This window comes from Flagellimonas crocea (genome assembly GCF_033441595.1).
GTDB classification, from domain to species: Bacteria; Bacteroidota; Bacteroidia; order Flavobacteriales; family Flavobacteriaceae; genus Flagellimonas; species Flagellimonas crocea.
Genome location: NZ_JAUZVX010000003.1, coordinates 318,032 through 334,980, shown reverse-complemented (window position 1 = coordinate 334,980; position 16,949 = coordinate 318,032). Strand labels below are relative to the sequence as shown.

General features: G+C 43.1%; 17 protein-coding genes. 9 read left to right on the top strand and 8 right to left on the bottom strand.

The annotated features are described in order from the left end of the window. Window positions 1–80 precede the first annotated feature (80 nt). Together SD449_RS10930 and aat are read left to right on the top strand one after the other, a co-directional pair. Window positions 81–461 carry a DUF3127 domain-containing protein gene (locus SD449_RS10930; RefSeq protein ID WP_318310596.1) on the top strand — a complete coding sequence of 127 codons (381 nt, stop codon included), beginning with the start codon at window positions 81–83 and terminating at the stop codon, window positions 459–461. Between the two features lie 92 nt (window positions 462–553). After that, entirely contained in the window at window positions 554–1,228 is a 675-nt protein-coding gene (aat, locus tag SD449_RS10925) for a leucyl/phenylalanyl-tRNA--protein transferase (protein ID WP_318310595.1), read from the top strand. On the opposite strand, the gene SD449_RS10920 is transcribed toward aat, so the two are convergent. From SD449_RS10920 to SD449_RS10910, 3 genes are read right to left on the bottom strand one after another with little or no spacing between them, the layout of a single operon-like run. Then, a complete protein-coding gene (locus SD449_RS10920) occupies window positions 1,199–1,888 on the bottom strand; it encodes a DUF2490 domain-containing protein (protein WP_318310594.1) in 690 nt (229 codons plus the stop codon). The two genes, aat and SD449_RS10920, sit on opposite strands and share 30 nt — an antisense overlap. Then, the gene (locus tag SD449_RS10915) at window positions 1,875–2,456 is read right to left on the bottom strand and encodes a hypothetical protein (protein ID WP_318310593.1); all 582 of its coding nucleotides are present in this window, start codon (window positions 2,454–2,456) and stop codon (window positions 1,875–1,877) included. The genes SD449_RS10920 and SD449_RS10915 overlap by 14 nt, the downstream gene beginning before the upstream one ends. Further along, the gene (locus SD449_RS10910; protein WP_318310591.1) at window positions 2,446–3,009 is read right to left on the bottom strand and encodes a DNA-3-methyladenine glycosylase I; all 564 of its coding nucleotides are present in this window, start codon (window positions 3,007–3,009) and stop codon (window positions 2,446–2,448) included. The genes SD449_RS10915 and SD449_RS10910 overlap by 11 nt, the downstream gene beginning before the upstream one ends. A gap of 121 nt (window positions 3,010–3,130) precedes the next feature. Here SD449_RS10910 and SD449_RS10905 point away from each other — a divergent pair, with 121 nt between their 5' ends. The 5 genes from SD449_RS10905 (at window position 3,131) to SD449_RS10885 (ending at window position 8,939) form a co-directional block, all read left to right on the top strand. Beyond that, window positions 3,131–3,817 carry a TetR/AcrR family transcriptional regulator gene (locus SD449_RS10905; RefSeq protein WP_318310590.1) on the top strand — a complete coding sequence of 229 codons (687 nt, stop codon included), beginning with the start codon at window positions 3,131–3,133 and terminating at the stop codon, window positions 3,815–3,817. Then, window positions 3,810–5,477, top strand: a complete 1,668-nt coding sequence (locus SD449_RS10900) for a peptidase domain-containing ABC transporter (protein WP_318310588.1) — start codon at window positions 3,810–3,812, stop codon at window positions 5,475–5,477. The genes SD449_RS10905 and SD449_RS10900 overlap by 8 nt, the downstream gene beginning before the upstream one ends. A 5-nt stretch (window positions 5,478–5,482) precedes the next feature. Further along, entirely contained in the window at window positions 5,483–6,838 is a 1,356-nt protein-coding gene (locus tag SD449_RS10895; protein ID WP_318310586.1) for an HlyD family secretion protein, read from the top strand. Continuing rightward, entirely contained in the window at window positions 6,822–8,237 is a 1,416-nt protein-coding gene (locus tag SD449_RS10890) for a TolC family protein (protein WP_318310585.1), read from the top strand. Before SD449_RS10895 ends, SD449_RS10890 begins: the two co-directional genes overlap by 17 nt. Before the next feature lie 81 nt (window positions 8,238–8,318). Continuing rightward, window positions 8,319–8,939 (top strand): thioredoxin family protein, encoded by a 621-nt coding sequence (locus SD449_RS10885; RefSeq protein WP_318310584.1) that lies wholly within the window; start codon window positions 8,319–8,321, stop codon window positions 8,937–8,939. On the opposite strand, the gene SD449_RS10880 is transcribed toward SD449_RS10885, so the two are convergent. From SD449_RS10880 to SD449_RS10860, 5 genes are read right to left on the bottom strand one after another with little or no spacing between them, the layout of a single operon-like run. After that, window positions 8,922–9,641 (bottom strand): energy transducer TonB family protein, encoded by a 720-nt coding sequence (locus SD449_RS10880; RefSeq protein ID WP_318310583.1) that lies wholly within the window; start codon window positions 9,639–9,641, stop codon window positions 8,922–8,924. The two genes, SD449_RS10885 and SD449_RS10880, sit on opposite strands and share 18 nt — an antisense overlap. Window positions 9,642–9,688: 47 nt before the next feature. Further along, a complete protein-coding gene (truB, locus tag SD449_RS10875) occupies window positions 9,689–10,393 on the bottom strand; it encodes a tRNA pseudouridine(55) synthase TruB (RefSeq protein WP_318310582.1) in 705 nt (234 codons plus the stop codon). Window positions 10,394–10,424: 31 nt separating this feature from the next. Then, a complete protein-coding gene (locus SD449_RS10870) occupies window positions 10,425–11,219 on the bottom strand; it encodes an undecaprenyl-diphosphate phosphatase (protein WP_318310581.1) in 795 nt (264 codons plus the stop codon). Then, on the bottom strand, window positions 11,220–11,486 hold the full coding sequence (locus SD449_RS10865; protein ID WP_207028086.1) for a DUF3098 domain-containing protein: 267 nt from the start codon (window positions 11,484–11,486) through the stop codon (window positions 11,220–11,222). A gap of 9 nt (window positions 11,487–11,495) precedes the next feature. Then, window positions 11,496–12,374, bottom strand: a complete 879-nt coding sequence (locus SD449_RS10860) for a cell division protein FtsX (protein WP_207030675.1) — start codon at window positions 12,372–12,374, stop codon at window positions 11,496–11,498. A gap of 89 nt (window positions 12,375–12,463) precedes the next feature. On the opposite strand from SD449_RS10860, the gene SD449_RS10855 reads away from it, so the two are divergent. After that, a complete protein-coding gene (locus SD449_RS10855) occupies window positions 12,464–15,538 on the top strand; it encodes a leucine--tRNA ligase (RefSeq protein WP_318310580.1) in 3,075 nt (1,024 codons plus the stop codon). Between the two features lie 287 nt (window positions 15,539–15,825). Then, window positions 15,826–16,926 (top strand): alanine dehydrogenase, encoded by a 1,101-nt coding sequence (gene ald / locus SD449_RS10850; protein ID WP_318310579.1) that lies wholly within the window; start codon window positions 15,826–15,828, stop codon window positions 16,924–16,926. Window positions 16,927–16,949: the final 23 nt, after the last annotated feature.

The following is a 16,949-nucleotide window of genomic DNA, read 5'->3' as shown; positions in this document are numbered from 1 at the left end:
TGTTGATAGTTAGTTGAAATAACGGCCGTCAGTGGAATTCATTTTATGTATTTTTGAATTTCAATAAAAATTAACATTGCATGGAAGTTCAGGGAAGAATCAAAATGATAGATGAAACCAAAACCTACGGCAACAACGGTTTTAGGAAAAGAGAGGTTGTAGTGACCACGGAAGAGCAGTATCCACAACATATATTGGTGGAATTTGTTCAGGATAAGTGCGATTTGCTAAACAGCTATAGCGTTGGCCAAATGGTGAAGATAAGCATCAATCTAAGGGGAAGGGAATGGGTAAACCCTCAGGGAGAGACCAAATATTTCAACTCTATCCAAGGGTGGAGGATCGAGGCCCTTCAGCCTGAACAGCCTGGTTCGGACAATATGCCACCTGTTCCGCCAATGGAAGCCTTTGAGCCTGCCGACGACCTAAACGAGGAAGACCATGATGATCTACCTTTTTAGTCAACCATAGGTTTTAAGCATAATTAATTAAAAATCTGGGCCTTAGGTTCGGATTTTCTTTTTTTTATGCCTATTTGTATTTTTAGTAAAAATTGCCTGTGGAAAATACCCCGTTACAGTTTTTGAGCAAAAGACTGGAGTTTCCTCCTGTTGATACCGCCAGTGAAGATGGACTTCTTGCCGTTGGGGGAGACCTGTCCCCGGAACGATTGTTATTGGCCTATAAAAATGGAATCTTTCCTTGGTTCAATGATGATTCCTTGATTTTATGGTGGACCCCCGACCCCCGTATGGTGCTCTTTCCAGATAAGGTAAAAGTGTCCAAAAGCATGAGAAAAGTCATTAGGGACAAAGTATTTACCCTCACTCAGAGCAATTGCTTTGAAAGGGTGATGGACCATTGTGCCACAATCGAAAGAAAAGGGCAGGAAGGTACCTGGATCACCCCCGAAATGAAAACCGCGTATTTGAATTTATATAAAAAAGGCCATGCCCGATCTTTTGAAGTATGGGAAGGCGATGAACTCGTAGGTGGTCTGTACGGGGTGGATCTGGGACATGTGTTCTGCGGGGAGAGCATGTTCAGCCTCCGTCCGAATGCTTCAAAATTTGCTTTTATAAAAATGGCGCAGGAATTGGGTAAAAAAGGCTACAGGCTCATCGATTGCCAAGTACATACCGATCATCTGGAAAGTTTGGGCGCGGAGTTGATCCCAAGAAAGGAGTTCGTGAAAATACTACAGGGACAGCTGGGCACTCGTCAATAAAAACAAGATGTTTTGTGGCAGGCTGGAGCTATAGTCTTCCATTCGGTACTCCACACCCACCTGGAATTTTATGCCGCCGTTCAGTTGCCAGCCCACTTGACCGGATAAACGAACATCATATTGAGGAGCATTGTATTTGGCCACGCTCAACAGATTTTCCAAGCTCCCTACAAAATAGGGTTCCCCTGGATCTAATTTTTCACCGACCAAAGGAAAGTCTACTGCAAATCGATATCGGAACCTATGGGTTGTCAAGGAATTGGTGATACGTTGCTCGGTTCGGAACCTGTGTCCATAGCGAATTGCAAAGGGTTGGTTGGTAAAGTTGTACTGCTGGGTAAGTCTAAGTTCGTTTTCCCTGTTTTCAAAATTGCTCCTGAACCTGTATTGAACGCCCAAAGCGATACTTTGGTTGTCTCTCACTTTTAAGTTTGAAAAATGGACAACATCCAGTTGTCTTCCTTTAAAGGTGAATTCTTCATCGTCAAAAATGTAGTTTCGGTTCGCGATTGAAAAGTTATGGGAATATGAACCGGTTACTGGATAGTTTACGGCAATTTGCGGTTGCCAATATCCCGTAAGATTTTCTTGCCCTTTTACGGATGCCGAAATCATTAACAATAGCAACGGAACAAATAAAAACCACTTAGTACAGTACATGGTCATAACTTGGTGGGAAGGATTTGCGAATCTGGATCAACTGTCCTTCGGAATCGAACAGCGCCTCATATTCATGGAAGCCATCACTCTCTTTGGTTGAAAAGATAAGTTCGTAGTTTACTTCGGGCAAAATTAAATTTTGAAAGGCATTGTGCAAGGTCTTCTCGATGGATTGCCCCACGCGGACAGGGTATTGCTGCTGTATTTTTTTTACCCGGGGTTTTTTGTGGTTTTCATTTAGATAAAATTGTATGGTTCCCCAAGTATCGTTGGGAATGTCCCTTTCTTTTATTTTGAATTCCACATCCTCCAGTTTTCCCTCCTGATCGAACTCTACGCTATAGTGCAATCGCCCTTTTTTGAACTTGGCTTCGTAACTTTTTTTGGTGCTGTCCGTTTCTTGATAAAAACGAACACGTTTGGCATCTTCCAAATAATCTTCGATCAAGAGATAGGAAGCGTTCGGGAAATCATCTTTGTCAATTCTTGATTCCCGTTCATACTTGTTCTGCGCGGATGTGATCTGCGCAATTCCGAGTATTAAAAAAAAGGTGTATTTAAACTTCATCGTATCTAAAACAGTTTACTTCGTGGTCGTTAACCATGCCCGTGGCCTGCATATGGGCATAAATTACCGTACTCCCCACAAATTTGAAGCCACGTTTTTTTAAATCTTTACTTATGGCATCGGACAGTTCGGTTGTTCCTGGGGCATCTTTATAGTGTTGCCACGCATTTTTAATGGGTTTATGTCCCACAAAGCCCCAAATATATTTACTGAAACTACCAAATTCTTTTTGAATCTCCATAAATGCTTTTGCATTGGTGACCGTTGCGTTTACTTTCAATTTATTTCGGATGATTCCAGGGTCTTGCAGAAGGTCATCAATCTTGTTTTGATCGTAGTTTGCAATCTTTTTGTAGTCAAAATGATCGAAGGCATTTCGAAAATTTTCACGTTTCCGTAAAATGGTTATCCAACTCAACCCAGCCTGAAAGGTTTCCAAAATCAGGAACTCGAACAGGGTTTCGTCGTCCTTTACGGGAACGCCCCATTCCGTGTCGTGATAGGCTTCATAAAGGCTGTCTCCCACACACCAGCCACATCTGTGTTTGTCCATTGTTATTCGTTTTTATCAAAAGTAAGTCAAAAAAGCAGACCGTTAATTGAAAGTTAAAGTATTAAATATTGATAGTAATACTATTATATTCGCGAGAGTCTGTTTTAAAAAATTTGATGGAATGGATATTTTGATGAAGTCGGTAAAGCTGGAAATGAACGGAAAGCTCTATGTCAAAGACCCTGAATCTTCGGATTTGGGGAAGAAAATAGTAGAGCAGAGCATATTGCTCATCGATGAGATAGGATTTGAATGTTTCACGTTTAAAAAATTGGGTGTTCGCATTCAATCCAACGAGAGTTCTATCTACCGATATTTTGAGAACAAGCACAAGTTATTGCTCTATTTGGCCTCTTGGTATTGGGGTTGGGTGGAGTACAGAATGGTTTTTGCCACCAACGGGATTTCGGACCCTGTGGCAAAACTTAAGAAGGCCATTGAGGTATTGACGCAGAGCGTGGAAGAGGACAATTCCTTTTCGCATATTAACGAAGTGGTCCTGAGCAGGCTGATTATCAACGAATACTCAAAATCCTATTTGGTAAAGGAAGTGGACCAAGAAAACAAGGATGGCTATTTTACCATTAGCAAAAGAATTGTGAGCCGTATTAGTAAAATGATACAGGGAGTGGATGCCAGTTACCCTTACCCGTTGAGTTTGGCCAGCACCTTGCTGGAGGGCACGCTGCATCAATATTTTCTTACTGAACATTTCCCTAAACTAACGGACTGCAATAAAAAAATTACGCCTACCCAATTTTTCACCGATCTTATTTTCCGTACACTAAATCAAAAAGAACATGGCTAAAAAAATACTTTCTGCATGGCAACGGCTAATGGGCCTGCTTGCCCTGGACAAAAAGGATATTTTTCAAATTTTTTACTACGCTATTTTTGCCGGTTTGGTGAACCTTTCCCTTCCTTTGGGGATACAGGCCATTATTAACCTTATACAAGGTGCCCGGGTGAGTACATCTTGGATAGTGCTCGTAGTATTGGTAACATTGGGGGTGGCATTTGTGGGTACGCTTCAGCTAATGCAGATTCGGATTATTGAGAACCTTCAGCAGAAAATATTTACAAGATCCTCTTTTGAATTTGCCTATCGCTTTCCAAAAATTAAAATGAGCGAGCTCAAGTATTATTATCCACCGGAATTGGCGAATCGCTTTTTTGATACGTTAACGGTGCAAAAGTCGCTCTCAAAAATACTGATTGATTTTCCGGCGGCCCTGTTGCAGATAGTCTTCGGGCTGTTGCTGCTCTCCTTTTACCATCCATTCTTTATCATTTATGGACTCCTGCTCCTATTGCTCATCTATATCGTTTTCAAGTTTACGGCACAGAGGGGACTGGATACTAGTCTGGAAGAATCCAAGATAAAATATAAAGTGGCCCATTGGGTACAGGAAATTGCCCGTTCCATAGTCAGTTTTAAACTATCCGGGAAAACCTCCCATGCCTTGGAAAAAAACGATGCCTTGGTGAACGATTATTTGGAAGCAAGGGAAAACCATTTTAAGGTCTTGGTCCTACAGTTTATTCAAATGATAGGGTTTAAGGTCTTGGTAACCGCAGGTCTTCTGTTGATAGGAGGTCTGCTGGTCCTGGAACAACAAATGAACATTGGTCAGTTCGTGGCTGCAGAGATCATCATCCTTTTGGTAATCAGCTCGGTGGAAAAACTGATTTTGGGACTCGAAACATTTTATGATCTATTGACCTCTTTGGAAAAAATGGGTCAGGTTGTGGATAAAAAGCTAGAGCCGCAACAGGGGGAAACCCCATTTAAGGATGACGAAGGCATTACGTTGGAATTGGAGGATGTCGTTTATAAGGTTCCCGGACTGGACAAAAAGGTGATCGATAATTTATCGCTTACCATAAAACCGGATACCATGCTTTTGGTGCAAGGGAAGAGCGGCTCGGGAAGATCTACATTGTTGCGCATGATCGCAGGTATTTTGGAACCCGATTCCGGAAAAATATATGTGAACAATGTAGCCCTCCAAGGTGTAAAACTAAGTCAGTACCGCTCCTATTTGGGTCACTCGTTCAAGGAAGAATACCCGTTCGAGGGAACCCTTTTGGACAACATCACTTTTGGCAACAAGGACATTCCCATCGAGGATGTGTATTGGGCCCTGGAAAAGGTAAGCCTTACCCAATTTGTTAAGGAACAGCCCAAAGGACTCAAGACCATATTGTACCCAGAGGGTAAAAAAATACCTGATTTTATTTCCAGAAAGATTGTTTTGGCAAGGAGTATCGTTACCAGACCTAAATTAATGGTGCTCAAAGACCCCTTGGAACAATACGATGAGGAGGAAACGGAAAGAATGATAGAATTTCTGACAGACCCCAGCCATGGATGGGCTTTGGTCGTGGTAAGCGAAAACCCAAAATGGGAAAAACGCTGCAATCAGATCATACGAATGGAAAAAGGTAGATTGATCAACATAAAATAAGGTTCATGCTGAATATTTCTTCAAATAATAAATTGAATGAGAAGGTCGACCTTACCGGCTTTGAAGCTGGTAAAAAGGTCTTTCATAAAAGGCATTACAAGCAGTTCAATCGCTTCTTGGCCGCCTTTTCCATCATTGTTCTTATCATGATGTTTCTGCCATGGACACAGAACATATCAGGAAGGGGATACCTTACCACGCTGACCCCGGACCAAAGACCGCAGACCATTCAATCCCCCATACCGGGACGTATTGAAAAATGGTATGTCAGGGAAGGGGAATATGTGGAAAAGGGGGATACCATACTCTTTATCTCCGAGGTAAAAAGTGAATATTTTGACCCGGATTTGGTGGAGCGTACGGGAAAACAGATCAAGGCCAAAAACATGTCGGTCACCTCGTACCAAGAAAAAGTAAAGGCATTGGACCAGCAAATAAAGGCCTTGAGGCAAGAACTGACCTTAAAGTTGGAACAGGCCAGGAATAAATTGATGCAATCCAAATTAAAGGTGAAAAGCGACAGTATAGATTTGGAAGCAGCCAAAACGAACATCGCCATTGCCCAACGCCAGTACGATCGTACCGAAAAATTACAAGAAGAAGGGCTTAAGGCGGTGACAGACGTGGAAGGTAAACGACTAAAACTACAGGAGACCCAAGCAAAACTCATAAGTCAAGAGAACAAACTGTTGGCCAGTAAAAATGATGTGATCAATGCCCAGGTGGAGATCAATAGGGTACAAGCGGAGTACACCGATAAAATTTCCAAGGCACAAAGTGAGCTATATACCGCGCAGTCCAATCAGTTCGATTCCGAAGCACAGGTCACCAAACTGGAGAACCAGTACACCAATTACGAAATACGTAATGATATGCTCTATATCAAAGCTCCGCAAAACGGGTATATCACCAAGGCCATCCAATCCGGAATTGGGGAAACTTTTAAAGAGGGGGCCCAATTAGTGGGAATTATGCCCTCGGATTATGATATTGCCGTGGAAACTTTTGTGGACCCGATAGATCTTCCATTGATCCATGTGGACGAAAAGGTACGTATCCAATTTGATGGTTGGCCCGCCATAGTATTCAGCGGCTGGCCCAATGTTTCCTACGGTACCTTTGGGGGGAAAGTGGTCGCTATCGAGAACTTTATCAGTCCCAACGGAAAATATCGGGTATTGCTGGCTCCGGATGAAGAGGAGGCACCATGGCCCAAAGACATCCGGGTAGGATCGGGGGCCAGTACCATGGCCCTACTGGAAGATGTTCCGATCTGGTTTGAATTGTGGAGGCAGCTCAATGGTTTCCCACCCAATTATTATCAACCTCAAAACACAAGTGCAGATGCCACAAAGAAATAGAAGACTACTTTTATTTTGTGCCCTCTTTTTCTTTAGCGTAAACCTTTTTTATGCACAGCAAGACCCCTCTGTGCTCGGTTTTAAAGAGTATTTGGGCTATGTGAAGAAGTATCACCCCATTGCAAAACAGGCCCAGTTGAACATTGCCATGGGGCAAGCCGAACTCATGAGGGCCAGAGGCGGATTTGACCCCAAAGTAGAGGTAGATTTTGATAGAAAGGAGTTCAAGGGCACCGAATATTGGGACCGGTTGAACGCCACCTTCAAAATACCGACCTGGTTCGGTATCGAGCTCAAGGGTAATTTTCAGCAAGCTGAAGGAAATTATATCAACCCTGATGAAACGTTACCAGAGGACGGACTGTACAGTGCAGGTGTCTCGATGTCGGTGTTACAAGGATTTTGGATCAACGAGCGAATGGCCACACTCCGAAAAGCTAAATTTTTCAGGGAACAGTCCAAGGCCGAACAGGATCTGCAAGTGAACAAAGTGCTGTACGATGCTTCTCTCGCTTATTTTGACTGGCTCAAGGCATATAGGGATGCTGAGGTCTACAAGGATTTTTTGGCGAATGCCGAAGTGCGCTTCCAAGGAATAAAGGAGAGTGCCCTAGCAGGCGATATTGCCATGATCGATACAGTGGAAGCCAAAATTGCTGTACGGACAAGGGCCTTGGGGTATAGGCAAGCGGAAGTGAAACTTATGAAAAAGTCCTTGGAACTAGGTAATTTTCTTTGGATAGAAGATGTGCCGGTAGAGCTTCAACCTGGAATAAGGCCCAGTTTGGAGCCCGAGATTGGGATAGACTCCACTTTGGAAATCGAAGGAGTACCGTTGGATAGTTTCAATCTGGAAAATCATCCAAAGCTAATGGCATTGGATTATAAGATTGATGGATTAACAGTGGATAGGCGCTTAAAGGCAAACAAACTACTGCCAAAGCTCAAGGCAGAGTACAATTTTGTAACCGAGACTCCTGAGCTTATGAATTCCTTTGTAACCGAGAATTATAAGGCCGGATTGAGTTTTCAGATGCCGATATTCCTTCGGAAAGAACGTGGAGACCTGAAGCTGGCCAAGTTTAAGTTGAGGGACGCCGAGTACGAAAGGGACAACGCACAAGTGGAAATACAGAACAAGGTCATCGCCATTTACAACGAACTGGATTCTTTTACCGAGCAGAACCAACTGATAACGGATATTGTAAAAGATTATACCACCATGTTGGAAGCCGAGGAGCGGAAGTTCAGTTTTGGTGAAAGTTCACTGTTCCTGATCAATTCCAGGGAGAGCAAGCTTATAGATGCGTACCTCAAACAGAACGAGATGCAGAACAAATTTTTCTATACCAAGGCCATGTTGTTCAAGAGTTTGGCTATCAACCCAAAAGCCTTGTAAGGAAAAGGTGTTATAAACAACCAATGACAAAAGTCACCAAATGGGACAATTGCCCATGGTATTTTTGCAAAAACACTTTGTATGCAAGTATTGGAAAACAATAAACTGGAACTGGTGAAGGACTACCTTACAAAGGCAATGGATTATCCAAGGTACCGAGAATTGGTTCGTCAACTGGCAATAATGGAAAAAACTACCGGGCCTGAGCAATCCGAGGCCAGGATCGGTTATACCAAACTGGGTGACCGGCGGATGAGCCGTTGGGACAAAACCTTCAAGGTTCCGGAGGGCATCCAACAAAGTTTGGAGTCTCTCGACAAGGAACTGGTATTTTTAGCTCTTACGGAAAGCTGGTGCGGAGATGCGGCTGCTAGTCTGCCCATCATCCATAAAATAGCCGAAGCAAGCCCCAATATTACCCTAAAAGTGGTTTTGCGTGATGAAAGCCTCGATTTAATGGATACCTTCTTGACCAACGGCTCCCGTTCCATTCCCAAAGTCATTCTTTTGGACCAAGTCAACGATGAAATTATTGCTGAGTGGGGTCCGCGACCATCCATTGCGACACAAATGGTAGAGGATTTTAAAAAGGGCCATGGAAAATTGACCGATGAGTTCAAACAAGAACTTCAAGTTTGGTACAACAAAAACAAAGGTCAAAATATTCTTGAGGATATCTTGGAGTTACTTCCCTTGGAATAAATAGGTGATGGTGCCTATCTGGGAGATTTTGGAATCCGGGCTAAATCGTGCTTTCAGGGCATAAGCAATGGCATTGTCCACCAAACAGCCGTTACTGGTTCCCGAGCTCTTATCGTTAAAACTGGCTTCGGTTACATAACCATTGTCATCAACGGTAATATTTACGACTACTTTACCACCTTCAATACAGGTATAGATGGGTGGGGGTAGATAGTAGGCATTTCTTTCAACCAAAGAATAGGAGATGGAGGTACGTCTATCTTTTAAATAATTGGTAAACTCTTCTTTTTGGGAATCGCGCTCGCCAAGTTTTTGTTTTTTCTCGTCCCTTTGGGCCTTTAGTTGTTTTAGCTGCTCTTCAAAACCGGAATTATCGGCATACTCCCCCGATTCGCTGCTCATGGCCCGTTCTTCCATTAGTTCTTCCAACGTTTTTAAGGGCTCAGGGTTCCCAACGCTGGGTTTTGCGGTCTCGTTCACGGCCATGTGACTTTTAATGGGATCACTGTTGGCTGCCATTTCTTCCAATCGTTGCTCTTCCTCTTCAAGCAATTTTTCGATGTCCTCGTCGGCCAGGCTCATTTCAATGACATATTCATCCTCTTGTACGCCCCCCAAGTGAATATTGAAAAGCAATAAAATCACTATGGACATAGAGAAGAAAGTAATCAAAAGTGATAACTGGTTCTTGTTTAAGTTCATCGTTTATCTATAACCGCTTTTTTGCAAAATTATTTTATCCCAACCTTTTAGGTTGAAGCGTTTACTTCAAGATTTTCCTTGAAAACATTGGGACTTGTAGCATTATTTACGTTGAAATCACCTATTTTGGTTCTTCGGAGCTCGGATAAATAGGCTCCAGAACCCAATGCTTTACCAAAATCGTGCGCCAGGGAACGGATATAGGTCCCTTTGCTGCACACTACCCTAAAATCCACTTCAGGCAGGTCTATTCGGGTAATTTCAAACTCGGATATTTCTATTTTTCGTGATTTTATTTCCACTTCTTTCCCTTCGCGGGCAAGTTCGTACAACCGCTTTCCATCTTTTTTTAAGGCTGAAAAAATGGGAGGCACTTGGTCAATTTCACCCAAGAACTGTGCCGAGGCATCTTTGATGGAGGCATCTGTAATGTGGTCGATGGGAAAGGTTTCCTTCACTTCGGTCTCCAGATCATAAGAGGGTGTAGTAGCTCCCAACGTGAAGGTACCCGTGTACTCTTTTGCCTGTCCCTGAAGCTCTGGAATTTTTTTGGTGAATTTCCCCGTACAGATAATCAACAGGCCTGTGGCCAATGGATCCAACGTTCCCGCGTGACCGATTTTTATCTTTTTAAGACCGAATTTTTTACGAATGGCCCATTTGAGTGCATTCACGGCTTGGAAGGAAGTCCATTCCAAGGGTTTATCGATCAAAAGAATCTGACCGTTTAAAAAATCTTCTTTGGTGTTCAAAAACTTGGGGTTTTGGAGCAAATATACTGATCTATCCCCAAATGCTCCACGCAAGGGCAATCAACCCTACGATCAAACAATAAATGGCAAAATAGGTAAGCTTGCTCTGGCGTACCAATTTGATCATCCAGGTACAAGCAGCAAGACCTGCGATAAAAGCTGCGATAAAACCAGCACCCATGGCCACGGCCTGATCACCGTGAAAAATGATATCACCGCCCATCACATCTTTGGCGACCTTGCCCAAGATCAGCGGGACCACCATCAAAAAGGAAAAACGGGCCGATTTTGTTTTGTCAACTCCCAAAAGTACGGCTGCCGAAATAGTCGCTCCACTTCGTGAGATACCTGGTAATATGGCCACGGCCTGAGCCATTCCTATGGCAAAAGCACTTCGGAATGATACATTTTTATCGGTGGTCTTGGCTAAATCGGCCAAATAGAGCAAAAATGCCGTGATGACCAACATAATCCCAACGATTACGATGGCACCATCAAAAAACACTTCGATAAAATCATTCAAAAAAAGACCGACCAAAGCGGCAGGAATCATGGAGATGATGATTTTTAAGGAAAATTGGGTTTCCTCGTTCCATTTAAACTGAAAAAGACCTTTCAGAATATGAAAAACGTCTTTTCGGAACACCACCAAGGTGCTCAATGCGGTCGCAAAATGAAGCACTACGGTAAACAACAAACTTTCTTCGGGAACGGCCTGCGCTCCCAAAATGGCTTTTCCCAATTCTAAGTGACCGCTGGAGGAAACAGGTAAAAATTCGGTCAATCCCTGAATGATTCCAAGGATAATGGCGTCAATTAATTCCAATTATTCCTTCTTTTTCTTGTGAGGATTCAACAATATGGCGTAAACCTGAATGCCAAGACCGATAAGGATCAAGGTCGGTGCAAGGCGGATTCTTCTAAAATTGTATATCTCGGGATTGAATACTTCGGGGTCGTCGCTTCCACCACCGCTCATCAAAATAAATCCAAGGGCAATAAAGGCAATACCTATAAATAGAAAGAGATAGTTTTTCTTTTGGAAAACAAACTCTTTGGCAGGTTTTTGACCGTTGTTGTTTTTCTTGCTCATGCTGCAAAGTTAATAATAAAGATCGTCCGTTCTCAGGTTTAAAAAGCGTTGTGTCGCAAAATGGGTGCTGGCCCAGGAAATGATGACGCCCAAACCAAATACACTAACGAACAAAATGATGAGAACAATATAATCTTGCAATAGATTCAGTTCGGGGAAATTTTTATCGATATAGTACACCAAAACACCAAGTCCGATCAAGGCGACAAAGGCTCCCGCCATTCCCAGTTTAATGTTCGTCCAGATAAACGGTCTTCGGATAAAGGTCTTGGTAGCGCCTACCATCTGCATGGTTTTGATGATGAACCGTTTGGAATATATGGACAAACGGATGGAGCTGTTGATCAACAATACGGCAATGAGCGTGAACACGGCACTGGCCACCAGAATCCACAAACTGATTTTTCGTGCATTGTTGTTCAGGAGGGAAATCAACGGTTTGTCGTAGCTCACTTCGTCCACGTAAGCCTTGTCGGCCAGTTCCTTTGCGATTTCGTCAATTTGTTCTGGAGAGACAAAATCAGCCTTCAAATTCACATCAATGGAGTTTTTTAAGGGATTGTAGCCTAAGAACTCCTCAAAATTTTCACCGATATCCTCGCTATATTGCTCGGCCGCATCTTCCTTGGAAATGTATTCGGCCGACTTGGTGTACTCGGCAAGGGCCAAACTTTTCTGCAACTGATCTATTTCCACAGGTTTTGCACTGTCCTTCAAAAACACCGAAATGGTAATCTGCTCCTTAAAATGATCCGCTAATTTTTTGGTATTGAGCACCAAAAGTCCCAGAACTCCTAATAGAAACAGGACCAGGGCAATGCTCAAAGCCACGGAAAAGTAGGAGGAGATCAGTTTTCGACGCTGATATCGTTCAATATATTGGCTCATATGGTAGAATCAGTATGTAAAAATAGAAAAGTAAATTGTATTTAGGGGATTAAACCTATTTTTGCACACGAAATTGAACAAGATTAACAATGAATTACGATTTCCGCGAGATTGAGGCCAAATGGCAGAAGTATTGGGCTGAAAATGAAACTTTTAAGGCGTCCAACGATTCCGATAAACCTAAATTTTATGCGTTGTCGATGTTCCCATATCCGTCAGGTGCAGGCTTGCACGTAGGGCACCCACTGGGTTACATTGCCACGGACATCTATTCACGTTATAAAAGACATAAGGGGTTCAATGTGTTGCATCCCATGGGCTACGATTCCTTTGGATTGCCTGCGGAGCAGTACGCCATTCAAACGGGTCAGCACCCGGCCATAACCACGGAAAACAACATCAACCGATACCGTGAGCAGTTGGACCAGCTTGGCTTTTCTTTTGATTGGAGCCGCGAAGTGCGTACCTCTAACCCACAATATTATAAATGGACCCAATGGATCTTTATCCAATTGTTCAATGCGTGGTACAATAAGAAAGCGGATAAAGCGGAAAACATTGATAGTTTGATCTCCATTTTTGAAAAAGAAGGAAATGCCAATGTTGAAGCCGCTTGTGATGATGATACTCCAACTTTTGATGCTGCCACTTGGAATGGATTTTCAGAAAAGGAAAAACAAGAGATCCTCTTAAAATACAGATTGACCTATTTGGCGGATACCGAAGTGAACTGGTGTCCCGCCTTGGGAACCGTTTTGGCCAATGATGAAATCGTGAACGGTGTTTCCGAGCGTGGAGGTCACCCCGTGGTTCGTAAAAAAATGACGCAATGGAGTATGCGTATTACCGCATATGCCCAACGTTTATTGGACGGTTTGGACAAAATTGATTGGCCACAACCGCTAAAAGACTCCCAAACCAATTGGATTGGTCGTTCTGTGGGAGCCACGGTTAAGTTTAGAGTTATGAGTGAAAAGTTAAGAGTGAGCGAGAGTGAAAACTCCGAACTCAAAACTCAAAACTCATCACTTGATATTGAAGTCTTCACCACCCGTCCCGATACCATTTTCGGAGTAAGTTTTATGACCTTGGCGCCCGAGCACGAATTGGTGGACAAAATCACTACGCCTGAACAAAAAGCTGAGGTGGACGCTTACGTGGAAGCTACGGCAAAACGTTCCGAACGTGACCGTATGGCGGATGTAAAAACCATTTCTGGGGTGTTTACGGGAGCTTATGCAGAGCATCCGTTCACCAAAGAGCCCATTCCTATTTGGATTGGTGACTACGTTTTGGCGAGTTACGGAACGGGAGCGGTAATGGCCGTGCCCTGTGGCGACCAACGCGACTATGATTTTGCCAAACATTACGGTATAGATATCCCCAACATTTTTGAAGGGGTCGATATTTCCGAAGAAGCATTTGTCGATAAGGAAAGCACAGTGATAGCCAATTCGGACTTTTTGAATGGTCTTTCTTATAAAGATGCCATGAAGAAAGCAATTGCAGAATTGGAAAAGATAGGGCATGGCGAAGGCAAAGTGAATTACCGTTTGCGCGATGCTGTTTTTAGCCGTCAGCGGTATTGGGGCGAGCCATTTCCTGTGTATTATGTGGATGGTATGCCGCAGATGATTGATGTGGAGCATTTGCCCTTGCAATTGCCTGAAGTGGAAAAATACCTCCCTACCGAAACAGGCGAGCCACCATTGGGCAACGCCACCGAGTGGGCATGGGACACGGTACAGAATAAAGTGGTAAGTAACGAAAACCTCTCACCCTCTGGGGGAGACCGAGAGGGGGATCAAACCGTTTTTCCATTGGAATTAAATACCATGCCAGGTTGGGCAGGAAGTTCCCAATACTTTAATAGGTATATGGATCCGCGTAATGATGACGCTATTTTCTCTCCCGAAGCCATCAACTACTGGCAAGATGTGGACTTATACATAGGAGGTAGCGAGCACGCTACGGGCCACCTGTTGTATTCCCGCTTTTGGCAGAAGTTTATGTTTGATATGGGGTATGTGCCCAAAGACGAGTTTGCCCAAAAGTTGATCAACCAAGGGATGATTACGGGGACGAGTGCTTTTGTTTATAGGCTTGATTCAATTACGTATACTGATAATAGGATTGAAAATGAAATTTATAATTCTGCCCTTTCTAATGAGCAATATTACAGGGATAGAAGGAAAGCTATAGCTGAAACAGTTCAAGCAAAAAAATTAGTAGTTGTTTCATCAGGAAGAAAGGAAGATTTTTCGTTTCTGGATTCCTCAATTGTAGAAATAAAAGAAAACAGGAATGTTTTTTCTCTCAACTTTTCTCCTGTTCATGCAGATGTTTCTTTGGTAAATGCATCCGATGAGTTGGATGTTGAAGGATTCAAACAATGGCAACCAGAATATAAGGATGCCGAGTTCATACTAGAGGATGGGAAATACATTGTAGGCAGAGAAGTTGAAAAAATGTCAAAATCCAAATACAATGTCGTCAACCCCGATGCCATTTGTGAGGAATATGGAGCAGATTCGCTTCGTTTGTACGAAATGTTCCTCGGGCCCTTGGAGCAATCCAAACCTTGGAACACGGCGGGAATCACGGGTGTACATTCCTTCCTTAAAAAATTATGGAAGCTCTATTCTCCCTTTATCGATTCGGACACTGAGCGTAGTCGAAGTGTTATTGAAGCGGAACCCACCGCCGAAAACTTGAAGACTTTGCACAAGACCATCAAAAAAGTGGAAGAAGATATCGAGAACTTCTCGTTCAACACTTCGGTGTCCACCTTTATGATCTGCGTCAACGAACTGACCGCTCAAAAATGCACTAGTAAAGCTATTTTGGAACCATTGGCCATTTTGGTTTCCCCTTACGCGCCCCATATTGCCGAAGAGCTATGGAGTCGTTTGGGACATTCCGAATCCATAGCCGAAGCGCCGTTCCCTAAGTTTGAGGAAAAGTACTTGGTAGAGAGCAGCAAGGAATATCCTATTTCTTTTAATGGCAAAATGCGCTTCAAGTTGGAGTTACCGTTGGATATGGGCAAGGATGAAATCGAAGCCGCTGTTATGGCCCATGAAAAAACAAAAGAGCAATTACAGGGTCGTTCCCCTAAAAAGGTAATCGTAGTGCCTGGAAAGATTGTGAACATTGTAGGATAATTGTAAAACTGGATTATTAGCCGAAAATTTTAACAAAAACATATAATACCTCTAAAAAAGCATGCCGGTCGGCATGCTTTTTTATTTTAAGCAAGTTTAACCCCTAAAATTATAGGGGATAATCATTATTTATATGTTTTATATCTATATACCCCTATAAATGAAGGGGTATAAATGTTAAAAAACGTTTATTTTGACCTTTACCCCCTGTTTTTTATCGAATTTTTATGTTTTAATCTAATTTTTTTATTCAACTTTGACCCCAGTAACCAAAAAACACCATAGTTATGACTGTTGGTATACCTAAAGAAATCAAAAACAACGAGAGCCGGGTAGGCATGACGCCAGCCGGAGTATTTGAATTGGTAAAAAACAACCACACCGTATATGTGCAATCCGGCGCAGGTGAGGGAAGTGGTTTTTTTAATCAGGATTACCAACAGGCCGGGGCTACTATTTTGGATACGATTGGCCAGGTATATGCCATGAGCGACATGATCGTTAAGGTCAAGGAGCCCATTGCAGAGGAGTATAGTTTGATTCAGGAGGGACAAATTGTCTTTACCTATTTTCATTTTGCTTCGAGTGAGGCGTTGACCAGGGCCATGATCAAAAGCAAATCCATTTGTATTGCTTATGAAACCGTGGAAGACGAAGACGGTACTTTGCCATTATTAACACCAATGTCCGAAGTTGCGGGTAGAATGGCCATTCAGCAGGGAGCCAAATATTTGGAAAAACCAGTGAAAGGCAAAGGGGTGCTTTTGGGAGGGGTGCCCGGAGTGTCCCCAGGACGCGTTTTGGTCCTTGGAGCTGGAACCGTAGGTATTCAGGCTGCTAAAATGGCAGCAGGATTGGGTGCCCAAGTAACCATTTTGGATGTGAACATGAAACGTCTCAGATATGTGAACGACATTATGCCAAGCCATGTGGTGACCGGATTTTCGAACGAGTTCAATATCAGAAAACATATAAAAACAAACGATTTAATTATCGGTGGTGTCCTTTTAAAAGGAGCCAAGGCCCCTAACTTGATCACTAGGGACATGCTCAAGGACATGCATCCGGGAACCGTTATAGTTGATGTAGCGGTGGACCAAGGAGGATGCGTGGAAACCACCAAGCCAACGACCCATGAGGACCCTGTTTATATTATTGACGACGTGGTCCACTATTGTGTAGCCAATATGCCAGGGGCAGTGCCTTATACTTCTACTGTTGCCTTGACGAATGTAACACTGCCCTATGTGCTAAAATTGGCCAACATGGGATGGCGTAGTGCCTGTAAGTTGGATAGATCCTTGGAAAAGGGATTAAATGTAGTAGAGGGCGAAGTAGTTTATAAAGAAATTGCCGAAACCTTTCAACTAGAACCAGTGTTGGTCTAATAAACTAACATTTTGACAGTAAA